Below are 20,665 nucleotides of genomic sequence, written 5' to 3' on the forward strand. Positions count from 1 at the left end.
TAAATAATGTAAAGGACTTTCTTTATGTTCTACTCAAAACATATTGAATTTCTTGCCAATTCCATTTTTATAACTTAATCATTTAAAACACTTTAAAGAAATTAGTCCATATCAAAACATTGCCAGCATCATCAAATCCCTGAAAGCAAATATTAGATGAAGAAAGGGAATAGTTTTGCTTTACAAATTTTAAAAGAGGAAGTGCTTGAAAATGAATAACTGGATAACTGCTCTTTTGAATACAGGGAGAAGACAAAATATTTTAAAGATGTTTGGCAGGAAAAGAAACAATAGAGGCATGATGTTGGCCTCTTTAATAGGACTAGGAGTTAGTGCAGCTGCTTATGGAATAAGGAGTAATCGAAACAGAAATATGCTGCGACCTGTTCAAAATGTAATGAATAATTTTCAAACACGAACAGCTGGCCAAATGCCAAACGCTGCTGGTATAACAGAGTTTTCAAAAGAATTAGTACCTGACAAAAATCCTTTAACAAACAAATAAATTTGAGTACACATAAAAATGCCTACTTCAATGTAGCCATTTTTATGTGTAGAAATTGGAATCAGTAAAATCCGAATCAAAATTTTCTTTTGGTAATAGACAAATTACTGCTACAAGTTGTTTACTTAAATTAAAATATTTTTAAAAATAATATGGTTCGTTTCTAATATGAACAATAATGCTAGAAAAGATGTTTTTATTATTCAGTTGTGTAAATATTAAATTCTAGAGTAAATCTAGTAAGGGTGATTGTCGTGAGTAAAAAGATTCTGATACACTGAAGCCATTGGCATGGTCATACTCAAAGAGCTTCCTACTTTATATTTATAAACCAATTGCGGGACATGAAGAAAGAAATTGTGATTATTTAGTAAAAAATAGTTTGGCTATAAAAAATAGTGAATTAAATAATATCAGCGATTTAATAGGGAAATCACTTTTTACTCTCTACAAAGATAGAATTTACTCATGATAGAATGAGGGAATTCCCACAAAATTTAGATCCACTAGCGAGTACCAGATTTATTGTTAATCTTCTTAGTCAACCGAGTATTCAACACTCGAGCAAATATATGGAGAACAATATATAAGGTCAATAGATCTAAAAAGGTTTTGGAATGGACAATTTTTAAACAATGAAAAATAGCAACCTTTTTGGAAAAACGGGTTGCTAATTTTTATTTTTCGAGGAAAAAATTTTCTCTGTATAAAACGGATTTTAAATCTCATTTTAAGATATCCAATATCCATTCTTTCAAATCAACAATACGCAAATGATCTATGCTTTTATCGGTTCCTGTAACAATAATAGGTGTAAGAGAATCATTTTTATGCATAGACCCATGGGCACCCCCACCTGTATGTTCGGGAGAACTTTCTCCGATAAATTCGTAACCAGGTTTAGCATCCAATATAAGAAAATCTCCTTTTTGTGAATGTAATGCACCATACAATCTTGCTAATCCATCTGGATAATCCCCATATTTAATTTGATTGTTATTATCTATAGCCAGATCAAGTACTGAGCTATTTCCTTTTATGGACCAAATTTGATTATAAACATCTCTAAAAACTCCACCAGGTTTGAATCGAAATTCTTGATTTTCTGATTTCACTTGAATCATGTCGTTTTCCTTCCATGCAATCCATGCTATACGCTCATCAGTTTGTAATCTACTTATAATATCTTGCAGGGGAATATCCTCATTGATCTTATAAACATATGCCATTCGTTCATTTGCCGTAATGACAAGTTCATCTTTATTCTGAACAGGCTCATCAAGCTTTAGAATATTGTAGTTGGAAAGAGCGTCTCGTAAATCAATTAATGCTTCCTTTTTGTTCTTTTTAACTGATGATTGATTGCTGTCTCCAATAATAATCCAAATCATATTATCAAGGGCATTTTTCCAATTTGGAAATACATTTAATACTTCCTGTAGTTGTTTATCAAGTTTCTCTATGCCTTCAGTCGTCATAGGTCCCTTTCTATGTACAACATGGTCATTTACCGGAAAGTACATAATCGAAAATTCAGGAAGTATATTCTTCTCTATAAGATATTTTAATTCTTGAGCTGCAAATGCATCATTGAGCCCTATCCGATTTACTAAATGTTTATTTTTTTCGTTTTGACGAATAAATGCACCCACTGACAGTATCTTTGGCCCGGAGGTATTGTAATGATCTGGCAAAGCAGTAGTTTTCGCTAAGACCTTTGGAATTTTAAGAGTGTGTTCATAATTTCCACGGTAAATGATAGAGTTAATAGAAGCAGTTGGTTTCCCTCTTTTATCTAATACTTCATGAATGGTTTCCACCTTATGGCTGAGATCTACATTATTAAATTGGTATAGGGAATCTTCAGCGAACTGAGAAACCCCAATTTTAACCATTTCGAAAAAACCATTTCCGTAATTGATAATTCGCTGTTCATCTTCGTCATACCATACGAGACCGGGAATTTTATGTTTATCGGGGTAAGTGCCCGTTATTAAAGAGCTGTCAATTGTAACAGACATTGTTGGATAGGAGCTGACTAAGTTTTTATTATAACGGCCATGATTTAAAAAAAATGCTAGGGCAGGAGCTTTATTCTCTTGAATCGCTTGCTTTAATGGTTTATCCATCAATGAATCAATGATAAGAAGGACAACTTTAGGGGGATTTTTATTATTATTTGTTTGAATGGCAATAGGTAAATCTTGCTCTTCGTTATTTTTATGAACAGAGCAGCCAATTAATAGGATGGAAAGGAATAAAATAAAAATCGAACGAAATCCCATCTTCATTCCACCTTCGTGTTTAATAATTTTCATTCGTGCTTTATTCTTAACAATTTCTTCAATTTCTATGAATTATTATTTATGGGGAATAACGTTTATGGATAACAAATATTAGGAAATCGCGATTCAGCGGGTTTATATTGAATATAGTCAAAAAATCCCTGAATTTTTTAAAATAGGGTTTTTTAGTCCTGAAAATTTAATCTTTATGGTATTCCAAGTTTACCCTTTTAGATTGTCCTAAGAGCAAATATTGGAGGGGGGGTGTAGTTGTTATGTTGTATAAAAATACATCAGATTTAATTTTTATGTTATCATACATTTTTTTATGAGATAATCTACCATATATAGTAGTTACTAACATAAAGACTTGTAATGAAACCGTTTTCTACGAAAATATTATAAAAATACAGATAATTTAATAGAAAACCCCTTGTCAAATTTACAAACTTTAAATATAATAAACCCATGTTATAAAAATAGACATTGAATGAGAGGTTATCTTACATGGCTGAAGCGGTTATTTCAAAAGCGAAAAATGATACGGAAATTCTTGCACAAATTAAAGAGATTGTTAAATCAAAAAGCGTAGAGCTTATTCATCTACAATTCGTAGATATAGAGGGTATTTTAAAAAGTATTACAGTTACTGTTGATCAATTTGATGATGTAGTAGCAGGGAAGCAAATGTTTGACGGTTCATCTGTTAAAGGTTTTTCCCCAATCAATAAATCTGATTTATACTTAATTCCCGATTATTCGACGTTTGCAGTATTACCTTGGACTGTTGAAGAAGGATATTCAGAGGCTCGTTTCCTTTGTTCAGCAGCTAACCCGGACGGAACTCTTTTTGAAGGTGATACACGTAACGTATTAAAAAAGACTGTTGAACGTGCAGCTGATAAAGGATATTCCATTTCAGTTGGACCAGAATTAGAATTCTTCTTGTTTAAAGCAGATGAAAACGGCAACCCAACAATGGAATTAGGTGACAATGGCGGTTACTTTGAACCTTCTCCAAAGGATCTTGGTGAAAGAGTTCGTTTAGAAATCTATCGTGCATTAAAAGCAATGGGCTTTACAATCGAAGCTTCTCACCATGAGGTAGCAGAAGGTCAGCATGAAATTAACTTCAAATATGCAGATGCTCTTGGTGCTGCAGATATGTCTACAACTTACAAATGGGTCGTTAAAACAATTGCACAAAAATTTGGTTTACACGCTACATTCATGCCGAAACCTGTTTTCGGAATTAACGGTTCAGGAATGCACGTAAATATGTCATTCTTTAAAGATGGCGAAAATGCATTCTACGATCCTGCAGATGAATTACAATTATCACAAGAAGCATATCAATTTATTGCTGGTTTAGTTGAAAATGTAAAAAGCTTTGCTGCGATTACAAATCCATTAGTAAACTCTTATAAACGATTAGTACCTGGATATGAAGCACCTTGCTATATTGCTTGGTCTGCATCAAACCGTTCAGCATTAATTCGTATTCCAGCTAAAAAGGGAATGGCTACTCGCGTTGAGCTTCGTTGTCCAGACCCATCATCAAATCCATACTTAACATTTGCTGTTATTGCTTCAGCAGGTCTTGATGGAATTGAACAAGGATTACAAGCTCCAGCATCTATTAATGAAGATATTTTCCATATGACTGAAGAGCGTCGTGAGGAATTAGGAATTGATAATCTTCCTGGTAGTCTTGAAACAGCTGTATCCGAATTAGAAAACGGTGAAATTGGTCTTAAAACTTTAGGTGAGCACGTATTTGGTGAATATGTTGCAGCTAAAAAAGCAGAGTGGGATAGCTATCGTACAGCTGTTCATACTTGGGAATTAACAAACTATCAAGCAAAATTTTAATCTATGGAAAACAAGCAGGTGATGTCATTCACCTGCTTGTTTTTTGTGTCTAGATTTAGTTGTTGGGAGTAGGTTTAGAAACTAACATTTAACCAAAAAACTTAGTTTAAACGATATACAAAGATTATTTTAGGTGATATAATAAGTTTTGAGAATTCTGTAAGCGCTTTAAGGTTTTATATAAGGAGGCGTAACATAAAGTCATAGTGTCTATTTATTAGTTGACAATCTATATTTTGACTATATGTCGGGTATCATTTCAACTTAATATGTTGAGATTTACATAGAAACATAAATTGAGAAAGGTTGGATAAGATGTTACCAAAATATGAGAGTTTGTATGGGAAAGTAGCCGTAGTTACAGGTGGAGGTGGCGTTTTATGTAGCTGTATGGCAATAGAGCTCGCTAGACAGGGAGCGAAGGTAGCTATATTAAATCGTACATATGAAAAAGCTGTTACTGTTGCTGAAGATATTAAACGTCAAGGTGGGGAAGCATTAGCAATTGAATGTAATGTATTAGATCGTGAGAGTGTGAAAAAGGCAGAAGAAATCGTGAATGAGACGTATGGAGCTTGCGATATTTTAATTAATGGTGCAGGAGGTAATCACCCTAAAGGTGTAACTACTAACGAAATCTTTGATTTATCTGATTTACAAAACAAGGAAATTACAACCTTTTTTGATCTAACAACTGAAGGATTTCAGTTTGTCTTTAACTTAAATATCGTCGGGACATTAATACCAACACAGGTTTTTTCCGAGAGAATGGTAGGTAAGAAGGGCTCGATCATAAATATATCATCCATGAGTGCACCAAGTCCAATGACTAAAGTACCGGCATATAGTGCAGCAAAAGCTGGGATTGAGAATTTCACCAAATGGCTGTCAGTCCATTTGGCTGAGACAGGTATTCGGGTAAACGCAATTGCACCTGGATTTTTCTTAACAAAACAAAACGAAAAACTACTTAAACATGAAGATGGTACTAATACCGAAAGAACGGAAAAAATACTTTCCCATACACCAATGAGAAGACTCGGGGATCCAACTGATTTACTAGGGACATTACTTTGGTTAGTAGATAATGAATCTAGTGGGTTTGTTACTGGTATCAGTGTTCCAGTAGATGGTGGGTTTATGGCTTATTCAGGGGTTTGAGGATGTGAAATTGTTTATATATTGTCAGTATGCTCGCATTATGTGAAGACTATAATATCTGGATGCCTATAAAAACAATTTATTTAATGTAAAAAAAAATACAAAAAACTTAGTTTATCGGATAGACAAACTAAGTATCTAATGGTAATATAACAATAAGAAATAAAAATAATAAACTACTTGGTTATCATTAGCTTTACAAGTTTTCTTTTTAATAGGAAATGTAAGCGATAACAGTAGTGTGTTTCATACTTATTTTAGATCAGGAGGAATAAAAAATGGCTTATTTCGAAAATGTTAATAAAATCCAATATGAGGGTGCAGGTTCTAAAAATCCACTATCATTTAAGTACTACAATCCTGAGGAAGTAGTTAATGGAAAAACAATGGAAGAAATTCTACGCTTTTCTGTAGCATATTGGCATACATTTACTGCAGATGGGTCAGATCCATTCGGAGTAGGAACAGCTATCCGTCCTTGGAATCATTTACAAGGCTTGGACTTAGCGAAAGCTCGTGTAGAGGCTGCATTTGAATTATTTGAAAAATTAAATGTTCCATTCTTCTGTTTCCATGATGTTGACATCGCACCAGAAGGAGCAACATTAAAAGAAACATATCAAAACTTAGATACTATCGTTGCGATGATTAAAGAATATATGAGTACTAGCAAAACTAAGCTTTTATGGAATACAGCAAATATGTTCACACATCCTAGATATGTACACGGTGCAGCTACGTCAAATAATGCTGATGTATTTGCTTATTCCGCTGCAAAAGTTAAAAAAGGTTTAGAGGTTGGTAAAGAGCTAGGTGCAGAAAACTATGTATTCTGGGGCGGCCGTGAAGGATATGAAACGCTTTTAAATACAAATATGAAACTTGAGCAAGATAATTTAGCACGCTTCTTCCATATGGCAGTTGATTATGCGAAGGAAATTGGCTTTGATGCACCATTCTTAATCGAACCAAAACCAAAAGAGCCAACGAAGCATCAATATGATTTCGATGTGGCAACAGGACTAGCATTCCTACAAAAATATGATTTAACAGATTACTTTAAGTTTAATATCGAAGCAAACCATGCAACACTTGCAGGTCATACGTTTGAGCATGAATTACGCACTGCGCGTATTAACAATATGTTAGGTTCAGTTGATGCGAACCAAGGAGATACGTTACTTGGCTGGGATACGGATGAATTCCCAACAGACTTGTATTCTACAACTCTTGCAATGTATGAAATTTTGAAAAATGGTGGTTTAGGCAAAGGTGGACTTAACTTTGATGCGAAAGTAAGAAGAGGTTCATTTGATGCTGAGGATCTTTTCCACGCACACATTGCAGGTATGGACAGTTTTGCAATTGGCTTAAAGGTTGCGAATAAGTTGATCGAAGACAAAGTTTTAGACGATTTTGTAGACCAACGTTATAGCAGCTATTCAGAGGGCATTGGTCTTGATATTGTTGAAGGTAAAACAAACTTCCATCAATTAGAAGCATATGCACTGCAATTAAATGAAATTAAAAACGAATCTGGTAGACAAGAACGTCTAAAAGGACTAGTTAACCAATACTTATTAGAAACATTAGCAAATGTAACTGTTTAATGACAATTGTCTAAAACTCTTATATGCTGGAAATCATCATTTCCAGCATATTTTTATTAGTAACATTGTTTAACGAAAAACAGTCAAGAAAGGGGTAAGTGCTTGTGGCAGCTTTGACAAATGTTAAGTTAGAAGAATCAGTATGGAAAAGTGCTTATAATTGCTGGTTACAATACAGCGACATTAAAGATCATTCTCGCGTTCAAGAATATAAAAAAGTTTGTAGCAATTTAGTTATTTTAGATCAATCAGCAATCATTGATTCAGCTAAAGAGGAACTCGAAAAAGGTTTGTTTTCAATGCTGGGTGAAACACCAACGATCTCTTATGAACCACAAAAGAAAGCTTCGATTGTTTTGGCAACTTATGATCAACGGACGATTAAGGAATATGGAGTCGATTATGAAGATTGCAATATACTAAATGATGACGGCTATATGATTCAATCCTTTGATTACCAGGGAGATAAAGCGGTTTTACTACTTGGTAAAACGGATAAAGGTATATTATACGCTGCATTTCATTTACTAAGATTGATTCAAATGAGCAAAGACATTAATAACCTGACTATTTTTGAAAATCCCAAAAATCAAATTCGAATGATTAACCATTGGGACAATATGTTAGGAGATATTGAACGTGGTTATTCAGGAAATTCAATCTTTTACGATCAAAACGAGTTTACTCATGATGTAGATCGAATAAAAGACTATGCTAGATATCTTTCATCTGTTGGTATTAACAGTTTATCAATTAATAATGTCAATGTTCATCAAGTTGAATCAAAACTAATTACGAAAGAGCTATTGCCTCATGTTGCAGAAATTGCAGATATTTTTAGATCCTATGGTATTAATACCTATTTAAGTGTTAATTATGCTAGCCCTATTGAAATAGGAGATTTAAATACTGCAGATCCACTTGATTCTGAAGTTCAAGCATGGTGGAGTGAAAAAGTTGCGGAAATTTACGAATATATCCCTGACTTTGGTGGGTTTATTGTGAAGGCTGATTCTGAACATCGTCCAGGTCCTTTTACATATGGTAGAAACCATGCAGATGGTGCAAATCTTCTTGGTCGTGCATTGGAACCATTCGGTGGCATAGTTTTTTGGAGATGTTTTGTTTACGATTGTCTACAAGACTGGCGGGATCGAAAGACTGATCGTGCAAAAGCGGCGTATGATCATTTTAAACAATTAGATGGAGAATTTCTTGATAATGTCATCCTTCAAATAAAAAATGGTCCAATGGACTTTCAGGTTCGTGAGCCTGTATCCCCATTATTTGGTAGTTTGAAGCAAACAAATCAAGTATTGGAATTTCAAGTTGCGCAAGAATATACAGGTCAGCAAAAGGATTTATGCTTCTTAGTTCCACAATGGAAGGAAGTATTAGATTTTGATACGTATTCAGAGGGAAAAGGTTCCACAGTGAAATCTATCGTAAATGGTTCAAAGTATCCATTTCAATATAGTGGAATAACAGCAGTATCCAATATAGGGAATGATTTAAACTGGACAGGCAATACACTAGCTCAAGCTAACTTTTATGGGTATGGTCGTCTGATTTGGGATACTGAGCTCTCCGCTGAAGAAATTTCAGATGAATGGGTGCGTTTAACCTTCGGACATGATGAGCATGTTGTTGAAGAAGTTAATCAAATGCTTTTAAATTCCTGGCAAATCTATGAAAATTATACATCACCACTTGGTGTAGGCTGGATGATTAATCCAGGACATCACTATGGGCCTAATATTGAAGGCTATGAATATTCTAAATGGGGCACATATCATTTTTCTGACTGCCTTGGAACAGGTGTAAACAGAACTGTTAAAAATGGTACGGGTTATAGTGGTCAATATTACCCTGAAAATGCAGAAATTTACGAATCTCTTGAAACATGCCCTGATGAATTGTTACTGTTTTTCCACCATGTGCCGTATACACATAGATTAAAGTCGGGTGAAACGGTGATTCAGCATATTTACAATACACACTTTTTAGGTGTAGAGCAGGTAGAAAATATGAAGGCACGCTGGGAACAATTAAAGGATAAAATCGACACTTACAGATATGAAAATGTGTTAGATCGTTTTACGATGCAGCTTGAAAATGCAATCGAATGGAGAGATCGAATTAATACATATTTTTATCGTCATTCTGGAATACCTGATGAAAAGAAAAGAACGATTTATTAAGCGCTAAGTATAAAAAGAATACAATTATAAACACCATCTAATGAGTAGTGATTGACTTGAAAAGTATCACTTTCAAAGGGGTGTTTCTTTTTAAAGTTGTTATAATAAAAGTTAATTTGATTGGTGAGGATTCTTCAAATTAAGGTGAAATAATCATATCCACACTACCATACTAGTATGATTACTATAGGTTGAATAAATTTAGATTGAGAGGGAAGATGGCATGATTAATATTGCAATAATAGGTACTGGTTCAATTTCAATTGCGCATATAAAAGCTTATTGTCAATTCCGTGATAGATGTAAAATTGTAGCATTTGCAGATATTTATCCAGAAAAAGCAGAATCATATGTGAACAAGTATCAATTGGAAGCAAAAGTTGTGAGCGACTATAAAGAACTACTTGATGATCCTACAATCGATGCAGTTTCAATTTGTACACCACCCTTTACCCATGCACAGCTTTCAATCGATTTTCTTCGTGCGGGTAAACATGTTTTAGTTGAAAAGCCAATGGCTTCATCATTAAAAGAATGTGATGAAATGATACAGGCTGCACAAGAAAGTAATAAGTTGTTATCAGTTGTTGCTCAAAATCGATTTATTAATCCAATCATGAAATTAAAACATGTACTAGAACAAAACTTAATAGGGAAAATTTCACATGTTCAAGTCGATTCCTATTGGTGGCGTGGTTATAGCTATTATGATTTATGGTGGCGTGGGACATGGGAAAAAGAGGGGGGTGGATGTACACTTAATCATGCTGTTCACCATATTGATATGCTCCAATGGACGATGGGAATGCCAAAAGAGATTGTGGCTGTTGCATCAAATACATTGCATGACAATGCCGAGGTAGAAGATCTATCCGTTGCGATTTTAAAATATGAAAATAATGCTCTAGCACAAGTGACAAGCTCAGTTGTACATCATGGGGAAGAACAGCAATTAATATTCCAGGGTGAAAAGGCAAGAGTTTCTGTACCATGGAAGGTTAAGGCCCAAAAAGCGCGTGAAAATGGATTTCCATACCCCGAAAGTGATGCAGATGTAGAATCTAAAATAACGGAATGCTGGGAACAATATCCTGAATTGAAATATGAAGGACATACAGGACAGATCGATCATTTCTTATCAGCAATTGCTGAAGATAAGACATTGTTAATTGACGGCATCCAAGGTAGAAATACAATAGAGCTAATTTCAGCAATCTACAAATCTGCTAATTTAGGAATCAAGGTACAGCTTCCACTTGATAGTGATGACCCGTTTTATACGAGAGATGGAATACTTTCTAATGTAAAGCATTTTAATGAGAAGAAAACGAGTGTAGAAGGGTTTTCAGATGCAACAATTACAACAGGTGGAAAGTACGAATAGTAAATAAGTTTTTGCAATTCCAGAAGATTTTATTAATCTTTCTGAAGGATTGGATCGTTAAGTTCGGTTTGTAGGTGTTGGTACTAGATGTCAAAATACGAATCTACGATACAAATATTGTTAAGATTTACTCATTCACATGGCAACTCATTGAGTTGCCTTTTTATATTGAATCGTTCGAATACTTAATCTATAATAATTGTTAAATTACCATACTAGTATGATACATTTAGTATTATTAGATTTAAATCGAATGGGGGGTGAATTGGTGTTTATTGCTAATGATAACCGAAATAATGGTTCAACAAGAAATTATATCTATCATACATTAAAAGAACAAATAATTACATTAACATTAGAACCAGGAACGAAAATATCTGAAAAAGAAGTGGCAGAGCAATTAAAGGTTAGTAGAACGCCTGTAAGAGAATCCTTCTTACAATTATCTCAAGAAGAGCTATTAGAAATTTACCCACAAAGAGGTACTTTTGTTTCACGAATAGATCTAGAACATGTTGAAGAATCGCGGTTTGTAAGAGAAAACATCGAAAAAGTGATTGTGAAATTAGCATGTGAAAAATTAACTGATGATGATTTATTTCAATTACAAACCAATATTGCCATGCAAGAAACGTGTGAAAAAAAGGACAATCATGAAAAGTTATTTGAATTAGATGATGACTTTCATAAAATTTTGTTTTCTGCATGTGGAAAAAATCGAACATGGAATATGCTTCAACTAATGAGTAGTCATTTTAAACGACTTCGTTTGCTACGCTTATCTTCCTATTTAGATTGGAGTATTATCATTTCCCAGCACAAACAAATATTTGAATTAATTAATAAGAATGAACCAGATAAAGCTGAAGAAGTTATGTCCGAACATTTGCGTTTAGTCGTTTTTGAAAAGGAACTTTTAAAAGACCGTTATCCAACTTATTTTAAGTAATATTAGAGATGTGTTAAGGAAAAAAATATCAATTTATGATTGGAATTGTCTAGTTGAAGGACTTCCTGTTTATGGGAGTCTTTTTTACGCTACCAAAAAATAACTAAGCCTATAGTCATAATTTTTAGTGGAAATTATTAGTCTTTATGAACTATATACTGTTTGAATAGTTGCTTAAATTATCCAATTTATTAAATATTTTCCCCCTTAAAAAATGGTTATTTCAACAGAAAATTGTTATAGTAAGGTTACTACTATTTGTTACATAATTTGTAAAACGAAGGTCGGGGGCAATATGATTATTGATTCATCAATTTATGAACAAGTGTTTATGCAATCGAGAATTCCACAAATTATTTTTGAGGATGGTTTTCATCATATCATTATTAATAAAGCGTTTTATGAGTTTCTCGGATATACAAAAGAAGAGTGGCAAGAGCTATCAATAAAAGATATTTCTCATCCTGATGATTATGAGTTAGATTTGGATCTTTTTCATGAAATGGTTACAGGACAACGACAATACTATCAAATGGAAAAAAGGTATTTTCATAAATCAGGGGAAGTTGTTTGGGGCTCGTTAAATGTTTCATTTATAAATGATCCAACACAAAAACAACAATGTTTTTTGGCTCAAGTATTAGATATAACGGAACAAAAAAATCTTGAAAAGTTTCTGTCTAAAAAAGAACAAAAATATAGACTGCTTGCTGAAAATTCATCAGATGTCATTAATCTTCATTCGATGAATGGAAACTTTGTTTATATATCGCCATCGATTAAGCAAATACTTGGTTATGATCCTGAGGAGTTAATTGATAAAACCCCATATACTATCATCCATCCAGAAGATATATCTGAAGTTAAAAAGAAGCATTCCGAGGTATTAACAAATACAGATCCAGTACTTACTACTTATCGTGCACGTAAAAAAGATGGAATGTACATATGGATCGAATCAAATATGCGTTCTGTCTTAAATGAACAAACAGGTGAATCAGAAGGAATAATATCGGTTTCACGTGATATTGGTAAAAGGCTAGAAACGGATAATTTATTACGAAAATCTGATAAGCTAGCTGTTGTTGGTCAACTTGCTGCAGCAGTTGCTCATGAGATACGAAATCCGTTAACATCTGTAAAGGGATTTATGCAGCTTTTCTCTAATACAAAAGAATGTAACGAGGATTTTATAAAGATTGTGCTTGATGAATTAGATCGAGTCGAAGCGATTATCTCAGAGTTTTTAACAATGTCTCGTCCACATCAAGATAAATTTGAGCTAATAAAAGTGGATGAATTACTGAGGCAAGTGATTCAGTTAAGTCAAACTCAGGCATTATTAATCAACAAAGAAATCAACTATACAGTAATTACAGAAATTCCTGTTATAAACGGTGATGCAAACTCATTAAAGCAAGTATTTATTAATATAATTCAGAATGCTTTAGATGCGCTTGATGAAAAAGGGAGTGTAACTGTTGAATTATCAGCTAGTGAATCTACTCTTTTCATTCACATCATTGATAACGGTTGTGGTATTCCTGAAGAACGGTTAACTAATATTGGTGAACCATTTTATTCAACAAAAGAAAAAGGGACTGGACTTGGCTTGATGACAAGCTTTAAAATTATTGAAAATCATAAGGGGAAGCTTAAAATTGAGTCAACAGTAGGTGAGGGAACGAGAGTCTCTATATCTTTACCTTTATAAATGCTAGTGATTCATTCTGTTAGTATAAGCCTTTTTAAACGTGATATAGTATTGTCTAAAAGAGGTGTTAAGATTGTATTATGTTGTTTTAGATCTTGGGTGTGCAGAGTGTGGAGAAAGCTCAAATATACTGGGCATCTTTACCTCGATTGAGCAAGCTAAAAAAGCTGTCAATGAATACAAGGAAAAAAATCGATTAGATGAATATTCAGACCACGAATTCTTCATATACAAAATAGATCAATTGGATAAAATTTATCATAACAGTTTTGAACATCTTGTAGAATAAATGAAACAATCAACCTTTTTGATCATATATTGATTGAAAAAGGGGTTTCGCTTAATGGAAAAATACTATTGCTCAAAATGTATGATTCTTAATGATGAAAATAATTCTTGTGTACAATGCGGAAATCAAGAATTAAAACGTATTTCAATAAGTGTGCAGCAGCAACATTCGAAATATATAGTGGAAGAATAAAATGACAGCATAAATCGCTGTCATTTTTTATTTGGAGAAGTGATTCACGAGGAATTGTGTAGTTGAGATACTAGCTTAAGAAGGGTTAATGGCTGACTGGAGAAGCAAGCGGTTACTTTTTTTGTCAGCCAACTATATGAATTGTAGTTCTTTTTTGAGCACAACTACAATTTTTAGCTATTTTTATTTCTAAAATTCCATGGCTGAATGATGCAAAAATCTCTTTATCTTCTATTGAATAAGGTAGTGTAATTGTCCTTGCGATTTCCTCATTGTTTTTCTCTTCCTCATTTTGATTACATACATTAGATTGAATGGAAATCTTTATTTTTTCTATACATGTAGTAATTTGAATATCTTCTTTTTTCTTTGTTTCTCCAAGCTCAGCTTCAATTATAAACTCCTCGCTTGTTTCAAATAAGTCGACTCGAAATGTGTGCTCATCCAGTAAGCTAGTAAACGGGTCTGTAAAAAACTGTGTCATCCATTCTTCAATCCCATTAATATTCATTGGATTTGAACACTTTCTAATATTCATGAAAATTGACCTCCATAGAACTGAAACTTCCTTCACTTATGAATGTTTTTAACCCCTTTAACCAATAAGGTATTCAAGATTATTTTTTTTGTGAAAGTTTTTGTCCTATGGAAAGGTAATTAAATGGAAAATTGTATAATTAATAAACCATAAAAAAAGAAATGGGGCTAGCCCATTCCTTACATATCGTGCCCTTGGTTATGCTTTTGACGAGTATGGTTCGCATTTTTAACTTTCTTAGAACCATCTAAAGGTTCTGGTTGTCCTGGATTATTCCCTTTAGGTGCGTTTTTTCGCATATCTTTACCTGTGTTTTTATTAGTCATTGTCATCCCTCCTATCATTAGAATGAGTTAAATTCTTAAAAACATTCTTATATTACAATGAATATTTTTAGAAATAAAAGGCATACTAACAGATGGTTTTATACATGAATTGAAGGAGTGTGTTGATTTATGCCATATAATAAGGACGAGCAACAAGCTTTTCAAGCAGCACAGCAAGGGGCGACTGAAGCTTTTGATTCGTATGAGAGTATCGTAAAAGATAGTGCTGACTACGGGGCACAGCTTAAACATTTAACAGAAGAAGTAAATGAAGCTTATCAACAAATTAATAATGCACTTGAAAATGCATCTGAAACACAAAGACAACGTCTTGAACAATATCAACAGGATCTTCAAAAAATCGTTAATGATGTGAATCAAACAGACATATAAGCACAACAACAATTTAAAAACGACGGAGGATCCGTCGTTTTTTGTCGTAAAGAAATAAACATTATATCTTATTGATTTTTTTTGCGTTTTTTATTATTCTGTCTTTGCTTAGCTGTTAATGGTTCATTTTGAAGCTCTTCATTGTAGCCTGCACCAACACCTTGAGCACTTGCATCATTCATACCCATTCTCACGTGATTTGCTTTACGTTTAGCCATAAGATCACTTCACCCCCTATAACAGATATCTTGTCTCAAATAACAATGAACCATTAAACCAAATTAAGTAAAAAATAATAAAAAATTTTAAAGTTTTTATGTTATTTCGTTCAAAATTTGATATAGTAAAAAAGTAAAACTAGTACGCTTTCATAAGAAAAACTTATACATATCAATAACATCATTGTTATTTACTTATGTTACTAGTTGTATTAAGATTGAATTGTGAGAAAGTTTAAAAATGGGGTACCATCCTTCGACAAGAGTCGATCTTGATCTTAATTAGGGGGAAATTGTTAATGACTAATCAAGTAACAACAAGCAAAGATGCTTTCCAAGCGCGTAAAAGCTTTACGGTCAATGGAAAGACGTACAACTACTATTCTTTACAAGCATTAGAAGATGCAGGAATTGGTAACGTTTCACGCTTGCCATATTCAGTTAAAGTTCTTTTAGAATCTGTTTTACGTCAAGTAGACGGCAGAGTTATCACAAAAGAACATGTTGAAAACTTAGCGAAATGGGGAACTTCTGAGCAAAAAGATATCGACGTTCCGTTCAAACCATCTCGTGTAATTTTACAAGACTTTACAGGTGTACCAGCTGTTGTTGATTTAGCTTCTTTACGAAAAGCAATGGCAGATTTAGGTGGAGACCCTGATAAAATTAATCCTGAAATTCCAGTTGACTTAGTAATTGACCACTCTGTACAGGTTGACAAAGCTGGAACAATGGATTCATTACAGTTCAATATGGAGCTTGAATTTGAACGTAATGCAGAACGTTATAAATTCCTAAGCTGGGCTAAAAAATCATTTGATAACTACCGTGCTGTACCACCTGCAACTGGTATTGTTCACCAAGTTAACTTAGAGTATTTAGCAAATGTAGTTCATGCAGTAGAAAATGAAAATGGAGAATTTGAAGCATTCCCAGATTCTTTAGTTGGTACTGACTCACATACAACGATGATCAATGGTATTGGTGTTCTTGGTTGGGGTGTTGGTGGTATCGAAGCTGAAGCAGGTATGCTAGGGCAACCTTCATATTTCCCAGTTCCTGAAGTTATCGGTGTGAAATTAACAGGAGAACTTCCAAATGGTACAACTGCAACTGACTTAGCATTAAAAGTTACTCAAGTTTTACGTCAACAAGGTGTTGTTGGTAAATTTGTTGAGTTCTTTGGTCCTGGTGTAGCGCAACTTCCACTTGCAGATAGAGCTACTATTGCAAACATGGCTCCTGAATACGGAGCAACTTGTGGATTCTTCCCTGTGGATGAAGAAGCTTTAAATTACATGCGTCTTACAGGTCGTACTGAAGAGCAAATTAAAATCGTTGGAGATTATTGCAAAGCTAACGGCTTATTCTTCACGCCAGAAAATGAAGATCCAGATTTCACGAAAGTAGTAGAAATTGACCTTTCTGAAATTGAAGCAAATCTTTCTGGACCAAAACGTCCACAAGATTTAATTCCTTTATCAATGATGAAAGATACATTCCATAAACATTTAGTTGCTCCAGCTGGAAACCAAGGTTTTGGTTTAGAAGCAACTGAAATTAACAAAGAAATCACTGTGAAATTTAATAACGGTGAAGAAACAAACATGAAAACTGGTGCGATTGCGATTGCTGCGATTACTAGCTGTACGAATACATCAAACCCATACGTTTTAGTAGCTGCTGGTTTAGTTGCGAAAAAAGCAACTGAATTAGGAATGGAAGTGCCTAAATACGTAAAAACATCATTAGCTCCTGGTTCTAAAGTTGTTACAGGATACTTAGAAAATTCAGGTCTTCTGCCACATTTAGAAAAACTAGGATTTAATCTTGTTGGTTATGGTTGTACAACATGTATCGGTAACTCTGGTCCACTTGCTGATGAGATCGAAGAAGCTGTTGCAGCAAACGATTTATTAGTAACATCTGTTTTATCAGGTAACCGTAACTTTGAAGGACGTATTCATCCACTAGTAAAAGGAAACTACCTTGCATCACCACCACTTGTTGTGGCATATGCTCTAGCTGGTACAGTTGATATAGACTTACAAAGTGATTCTTTAGGTAAAGACAAAAATGGAAATGACGTATTCTTTAAAGATATCTGGCCAGAAACAGATGAAATTAACGAAGTTGTTAATAAAACTGTTACACCTGAGTTATTCAGAAAAGAATATGAGCAAGTATTTGATGATAACGCTCGTTGGAACGAAATTGAAACAACTGATGAAGCGTTATATGTATGGGATGATTCATCAACATACATTCAAAACCCGCCATTCTTTGAAGGCTTAGAAGCTGAGCCTGGTAAAGTGGAAACTCTAAAGGATTTACGAATTGTTGCAAAATTCGGTGACTCTGTAACAACTGACCACATTTCACCTGCTGGTTCAATTGGTAAAGATACACCTGCTGGCCGTTACCTTCAAGATAATGGGGTAACACCTAGAGAATTTAACTCTTATGGTTCTCGTCGTGGTAACCATGAAGTTATGATGAGAGGTACGTTTGCAAATATTCGTATCAAAAACCAAATTGCCCCTGGTACAGAAGGTGGTTACACAACTTACTGGCCAACAGGTGAAGTGAAATCAATTTATGATGCATGTATGGATTACAAGCAAGATGGTACAGGACTTGTTGTATTGGCTGGTAAGGATTACGGAATGGGAAGTTCTCGTGACTGGGCAGCGAAAGGTACAAACCTTCTTGGAATTAAAACAGTTATTGCTGAAAGCTTTGAGCGTATTCACCGTAGTAACCTAGTGTTAATGGGTGTGCTTCCTCTTCAATTTAAAGATGGAGAAAATGCAGAAGTACTAGGACTTACTGGTAAAGAAGCGATTGAAGTAACAATTGATGAAACTGTAAGACCACGTGATTTCGTTAAAGTTACCGCAACTGATGAAGCTGGTAACAAAAAAGAATTTGAAGTATTAGTTCGTTTTGACAGTGAAGTTGAAATTGATTACTACCGCCATGGTGGAATCCTTCAAATGGTATTACGTGACAAGTTAAAAGGCTAAGCTTTATTTAAGGAACGGGTTTCCCGTTCCTTTTTTGTGTCTAAAAAAAGAAACGAAGGCTAAATACGTTGTTCTTTCTAAGTTTCCATGATTAAATAGATGTAGAGAAAAATGGCATTATGGGAGGTCCGTATATGTATGATGCTTTTCAAATAGGACCTTTTACATTACAGTACTATCTTATAGTTGTCCTATTTTCATTTTTAGTTACATATTATCTAATTGAAAGTTTGATAAAAGCATCTTTTGTAAAACAATTTATTCTCAAGCACTTTTGGACAGCTGCTTTACTAATTGTTATGACTTACAAATTTAGTATTGTGTTGTTTCGACCTGATCTTTTATTAACGTTTAGTTGGTTATATCTTTCAGGAGGCCAAGATGGTTTTTATTTAGGTCTTGTTCTTAGTATCATTTATTTATATTGGGTTGGGAAAAAAGAGAAAATCTCAGTTAAAGTCTTTATCTACTCAATTATGATCATGATTTTTAGTTATTTAGTTGTTTATCAACTGATAAAAATCATTGTTTTGTCTTTTGTTTAGGAGGTTTATTTAATCAAATGAAGAAAATATTAGCTATTTCAATTTTAGTTTTTTTAATTGGTTATGCGGTTTATAATGCTATAAATCCGAATGATGCTAAAGTGGGTGTTTCAGAGGGGAATGCAGCACCAGACTTTGAATTAACGACCCTAGATGGGGAAAAAGTGAGTTTATCAAGTCTACAAGGTAAGAAGGTTATTCTTAATTTTTGGGCAACATGGTGCCCTCCTTGTCGCTCTGAAATGCCAGATATGCAGAAAATACAAGAAGATTATAATGACGAAGTTGTTATTGCAGCTGTAAACCTGACTAGTTCAGAAAAAAACGTGGAAACTGTAAAGAATTTTGTTGAAGAACTGGAATTATCGTTCCCAGTATTATTAGATGAAAAAGGGAAAATAAATAACCAATATGAAGTAATGTCTTACCCAACATCCTATATTATTGATGAAAATGGAATCATTGGTACAAAATTTGTAGGTGCGATGACATATGAACAAATGGAGGATTTTCTTAAATCTAACTAAGATCGAGATATTTATCTCGGTCTTTTTTTACATTTACACTCTTATCACAATTATCTATATCGTGCCACTTTCGTTTATTTTCTAAAAATTGTACTAAATGGTTTAATAATTGGACATCCTTTTATAAACATAAAGAGAGGTGATCATGATGAGAAAGAGTAGAAAGAGATCATTTGAAGAATTAGTCTTAGAAAATAAAGAGCAACTTTTAAAGGACCAAGAAGCCCTTGAGAGAATTGAGGAGCGCTGGGAGCAAAGAATGCTAAAGAAATTAGATTAACAAGCTTTTCTAGTCATTTATTGTCTTATATAGGGACAACCTATTCTTTGAGGAGGCGATAACTATGACAAATTCAGATATGAAGCAATCCCATTATGCTCCAAGTCACATCGGAACAAAATCAAAAGGATTTGGAAATAATAAAGGTAAAAAAATGCAAGATACATCCGGCAAGCATGCTCAGGTTATGCAAACTAAAGGAGAGTAATCTCTACTCTACATTTAACATAAAAATTCGTGTTTAAAAACTCCTTTTATATAGCAGACTAAAGTTGTTATTTTGTAAGCTAACCATGAAAGGATATGATAACGATGACAAAACAAAATCGACCAAACCCGGACGATCGTACAGACAATGTAGAAAAGTTACAAAGCATGGTTCAAAACACAATTGAAAACATTGAGGAAGCACAAGACACACTTCAATTTGCTTCTGCTGAAGAACGTGAAAGAATAGAAGCGAAAAACCTTCGTCGTGAGGAAAGTATTAATGCTTTGCGTGAAGAAATTAAAGATGAAGCTCAAGCACGTGAAAACGGATATCGTCACGATCAATAAATCAGGCATTTTGCCTGGTTTTTTTTATAGTAAAAATAACAAAAAACTTTGCAAGATTTTTTAACAGACCTAATAAGTCTTTTTCATTCAAT

General features: G+C 33.8%; 20 protein-coding genes. 16 read left to right on the forward strand and 4 right to left on the reverse strand.

Going from position 1 to position 20,665, the window contains the following annotated elements; translation table 11 throughout:
* The first annotated feature begins 211 nt into the window (after nt 1–211).
* Nucleotides 212–505 carry a hypothetical protein gene (locus HUW50_RS20960; protein ID WP_066341156.1) on the forward strand — a complete coding sequence of 98 codons (294 nt, stop codon included), beginning with the start codon at nt 212–214 and terminating at the stop codon, nt 503–505.
* A gap of 725 nt (nt 506–1,230) precedes the next feature.
* Here the strand turns inward: HUW50_RS20960 and HUW50_RS20965 are convergent.
* The gene (locus HUW50_RS20965; RefSeq protein ID WP_083964829.1) at nt 1,231–2,790 is read right to left on the reverse strand and encodes an alkaline phosphatase family protein; all 1,560 of its coding nucleotides are present in this window, start codon (nt 2,788–2,790) and stop codon (nt 1,231–1,233) included.
* Between the two features lie 507 nt (nt 2,791–3,297).
* Here HUW50_RS20965 and glnA point away from each other — a divergent pair.
* The 8 genes from glnA to HUW50_RS21005 all read left to right on the forward strand — a co-directional run bounded on the left by glnA (nt 3,298) and on the right by HUW50_RS21005 (nt 13,970).
* A complete protein-coding gene (gene glnA / locus HUW50_RS20970) occupies nt 3,298–4,662 on the forward strand; it encodes a type I glutamate--ammonia ligase (RefSeq protein ID WP_185653201.1) in 1,365 nt (454 codons plus the stop codon).
* A gap of 315 nt (nt 4,663–4,977) precedes the next feature.
* A complete protein-coding gene (locus HUW50_RS20975; RefSeq protein ID WP_066340522.1) occupies nt 4,978–5,823 on the forward strand; it encodes an SDR family oxidoreductase in 846 nt (281 codons plus the stop codon).
* A gap of 278 nt (nt 5,824–6,101) precedes the next feature.
* Complete coding sequence (xylA, locus tag HUW50_RS20980) at nt 6,102–7,433, forward strand: xylose isomerase (protein WP_066340523.1); 1,332 nt, start codon at nt 6,102–6,104, stop codon at nt 7,431–7,433.
* Between the two features lie 104 nt (nt 7,434–7,537).
* Nucleotides 7,538–9,634 carry an alpha-glucuronidase family glycosyl hydrolase gene (locus HUW50_RS20985; RefSeq protein ID WP_232329107.1) on the forward strand — a complete coding sequence of 699 codons (2,097 nt, stop codon included), beginning with the start codon at nt 7,538–7,540 and terminating at the stop codon, nt 9,632–9,634.
* Between the two features lie 223 nt (nt 9,635–9,857).
* Nucleotides 9,858–11,018 (forward strand): Gfo/Idh/MocA family protein, encoded by a 1,161-nt coding sequence (locus HUW50_RS20990; RefSeq protein ID WP_066340524.1) that lies wholly within the window; start codon nt 9,858–9,860, stop codon nt 11,016–11,018.
* Nucleotides 11,019–11,271: 253 nt separating this feature from the next.
* Nucleotides 11,272–11,967, forward strand: a complete 696-nt coding sequence (locus HUW50_RS20995) for a GntR family transcriptional regulator (RefSeq protein ID WP_157094549.1) — start codon at nt 11,272–11,274, stop codon at nt 11,965–11,967.
* A gap of 295 nt (nt 11,968–12,262) precedes the next feature.
* On the forward strand, nt 12,263–13,681 hold the full coding sequence (locus HUW50_RS21000) for a PAS domain S-box protein (RefSeq protein ID WP_066340530.1): 1,419 nt from the start codon (nt 12,263–12,265) through the stop codon (nt 13,679–13,681).
* A 73-nt stretch (nt 13,682–13,754) separates the two neighbouring features.
* Nucleotides 13,755–13,970 (forward strand): DUF7336 domain-containing protein, encoded by a 216-nt coding sequence (locus HUW50_RS21005; RefSeq protein ID WP_066340532.1) that lies wholly within the window; start codon nt 13,755–13,757, stop codon nt 13,968–13,970.
* Between the two features lie 316 nt (nt 13,971–14,286).
* Here HUW50_RS21005 and HUW50_RS21010 read toward each other — a convergent pair whose 3' ends face one another.
* Nucleotides 14,287–14,700 carry an Hsp20/alpha crystallin family protein gene (locus HUW50_RS21010; RefSeq protein WP_066340534.1) on the reverse strand — a complete coding sequence of 138 codons (414 nt, stop codon included), beginning with the start codon at nt 14,698–14,700 and terminating at the stop codon, nt 14,287–14,289.
* A gap of 179 nt (nt 14,701–14,879) precedes the next feature.
* Nucleotides 14,880–15,026 carry a small acid-soluble spore protein P gene (locus HUW50_RS21015; protein ID WP_066340536.1) on the reverse strand — a complete coding sequence of 49 codons (147 nt, stop codon included), beginning with the start codon at nt 15,024–15,026 and terminating at the stop codon, nt 14,880–14,882.
* Between the two features lie 129 nt (nt 15,027–15,155).
* On the opposite strand from HUW50_RS21015, the gene HUW50_RS21020 reads away from it, so the two are divergent.
* On the forward strand, nt 15,156–15,419 hold the full coding sequence (locus HUW50_RS21020) for a hypothetical protein (RefSeq protein ID WP_066340538.1): 264 nt from the start codon (nt 15,156–15,158) through the stop codon (nt 15,417–15,419).
* A gap of 68 nt (nt 15,420–15,487) precedes the next feature.
* On the opposite strand, the gene sspO is transcribed toward HUW50_RS21020, so the two are convergent.
* Nucleotides 15,488–15,637 carry a small acid-soluble spore protein SspO gene (sspO, locus tag HUW50_RS21025; RefSeq protein ID WP_066340543.1) on the reverse strand — a complete coding sequence of 50 codons (150 nt, stop codon included), beginning with the start codon at nt 15,635–15,637 and terminating at the stop codon, nt 15,488–15,490.
* A gap of 299 nt (nt 15,638–15,936) precedes the next feature.
* Here sspO and acnA point away from each other — a divergent pair, with 299 nt between their 5' ends.
* The 6 genes from acnA to tlp all read left to right on the forward strand — a co-directional run bounded on the left by acnA (nt 15,937) and on the right by tlp (nt 20,573).
* Nucleotides 15,937–18,663 (forward strand): aconitate hydratase AcnA, encoded by a 2,727-nt coding sequence (gene acnA, locus HUW50_RS21030; protein WP_066340545.1) that lies wholly within the window; start codon nt 15,937–15,939, stop codon nt 18,661–18,663.
* A gap of 134 nt (nt 18,664–18,797) precedes the next feature.
* Nucleotides 18,798–19,208 carry a hypothetical protein gene (locus tag HUW50_RS21035; protein WP_066340548.1) on the forward strand — a complete coding sequence of 137 codons (411 nt, stop codon included), beginning with the start codon at nt 18,798–18,800 and terminating at the stop codon, nt 19,206–19,208.
* Between the two features lie 17 nt (nt 19,209–19,225).
* Complete coding sequence (locus tag HUW50_RS21040) at nt 19,226–19,735, forward strand: TlpA family protein disulfide reductase (RefSeq protein WP_066340551.1); 510 nt, start codon at nt 19,226–19,228, stop codon at nt 19,733–19,735.
* A gap of 148 nt (nt 19,736–19,883) precedes the next feature.
* Nucleotides 19,884–20,015, forward strand: a complete 132-nt coding sequence (locus HUW50_RS21045; protein ID WP_066340554.1) for an FbpB family small basic protein — start codon at nt 19,884–19,886, stop codon at nt 20,013–20,015.
* A 64-nt stretch (nt 20,016–20,079) separates the two neighbouring features.
* Nucleotides 20,080–20,223 carry an acid-soluble spore protein N gene (locus tag HUW50_RS21050; RefSeq protein ID WP_066340559.1) on the forward strand — a complete coding sequence of 48 codons (144 nt, stop codon included), beginning with the start codon at nt 20,080–20,082 and terminating at the stop codon, nt 20,221–20,223.
* 104 nt (nt 20,224–20,327) lie between these two features.
* The gene (gene tlp / locus HUW50_RS21055) at nt 20,328–20,573 is read left to right on the forward strand and encodes a small acid-soluble spore protein Tlp (protein ID WP_066340564.1); all 246 of its coding nucleotides are present in this window, start codon (nt 20,328–20,330) and stop codon (nt 20,571–20,573) included.
* Nucleotides 20,574–20,665: the final 92 nt, after the last annotated feature.

Origin of the sequence: Metabacillus sp. KUDC1714 (assembly GCF_014217835.1) — a bacterium.
In the GTDB taxonomy this organism is placed as follows: Bacteria; Bacillota; Bacilli; order Bacillales; family Bacillaceae; genus Metabacillus; species Metabacillus rhizosphaerae.

What these genes read in the sequence shown, in the direction of transcription:
- sspO (WP_066340543.1), bottom strand. Translation starts at nt 15,637, where the DNA reads ATGGCTAAACGTAAAGCAAATCACGTGAGAATGGGTATGAATGATGCA.
- glnA (WP_185653201.1), top strand. Translation starts at nt 3,298, where the DNA reads ATGGCTGAAGCGGTTATTTCAAAAGCGAAAAATGATACGGAAATTCTT.
- HUW50_RS20965 (WP_083964829.1), bottom strand. Translation starts at nt 2,790, where the DNA reads ATGGGATTTCGTTCGATTTTTATTTTATTCCTTTCCATCCTATTAATT.
- HUW50_RS21045 (WP_066340554.1), top strand. Translation starts at nt 19,884, where the DNA reads ATGAGAAAGAGTAGAAAGAGATCATTTGAAGAATTAGTCTTAGAAAAT.
- HUW50_RS20995 (WP_157094549.1), top strand. Translation starts at nt 11,272, where the DNA reads ATGGGGGGTGAATTGGTGTTTATTGCTAATGATAACCGAAATAATGGT.
- HUW50_RS21040 (WP_066340551.1), top strand. Translation starts at nt 19,226, where the DNA reads ATGAAGAAAATATTAGCTATTTCAATTTTAGTTTTTTTAATTGGTTAT.
- HUW50_RS21035 (WP_066340548.1), top strand. Translation starts at nt 18,798, where the DNA reads ATGTATGATGCTTTTCAAATAGGACCTTTTACATTACAGTACTATCTT.
- HUW50_RS21050 (WP_066340559.1), top strand. Translation starts at nt 20,080, where the DNA reads ATGACAAATTCAGATATGAAGCAATCCCATTATGCTCCAAGTCACATC.
- HUW50_RS21010 (WP_066340534.1), bottom strand. Translation starts at nt 14,700, where the DNA reads ATGAATATTAGAAAGTGTTCAAATCCAATGAATATTAATGGGATTGAA.
- HUW50_RS20960 (WP_066341156.1), top strand. Translation starts at nt 212, where the DNA reads ATGAATAACTGGATAACTGCTCTTTTGAATACAGGGAGAAGACAAAAT.
- HUW50_RS21020 (WP_066340538.1), top strand. Translation starts at nt 15,156, where the DNA reads ATGCCATATAATAAGGACGAGCAACAAGCTTTTCAAGCAGCACAGCAA.
- tlp (WP_066340564.1), top strand. Translation starts at nt 20,328, where the DNA reads ATGACAAAACAAAATCGACCAAACCCGGACGATCGTACAGACAATGTA.
- acnA (WP_066340545.1), top strand. Translation starts at nt 15,937, where the DNA reads ATGACTAATCAAGTAACAACAAGCAAAGATGCTTTCCAAGCGCGTAAA.
- HUW50_RS20990 (WP_066340524.1), top strand. Translation starts at nt 9,858, where the DNA reads ATGATTAATATTGCAATAATAGGTACTGGTTCAATTTCAATTGCGCAT.
- HUW50_RS20975 (WP_066340522.1), top strand. Translation starts at nt 4,978, where the DNA reads ATGTTACCAAAATATGAGAGTTTGTATGGGAAAGTAGCCGTAGTTACA.
- HUW50_RS21015 (WP_066340536.1), bottom strand. Translation starts at nt 15,026, where the DNA reads ATGACTAATAAAAACACAGGTAAAGATATGCGAAAAAACGCACCTAAA.
- xylA (WP_066340523.1), top strand. Translation starts at nt 6,102, where the DNA reads ATGGCTTATTTCGAAAATGTTAATAAAATCCAATATGAGGGTGCAGGT.
- HUW50_RS21000 (WP_066340530.1), top strand. Translation starts at nt 12,263, where the DNA reads ATGATTATTGATTCATCAATTTATGAACAAGTGTTTATGCAATCGAGA.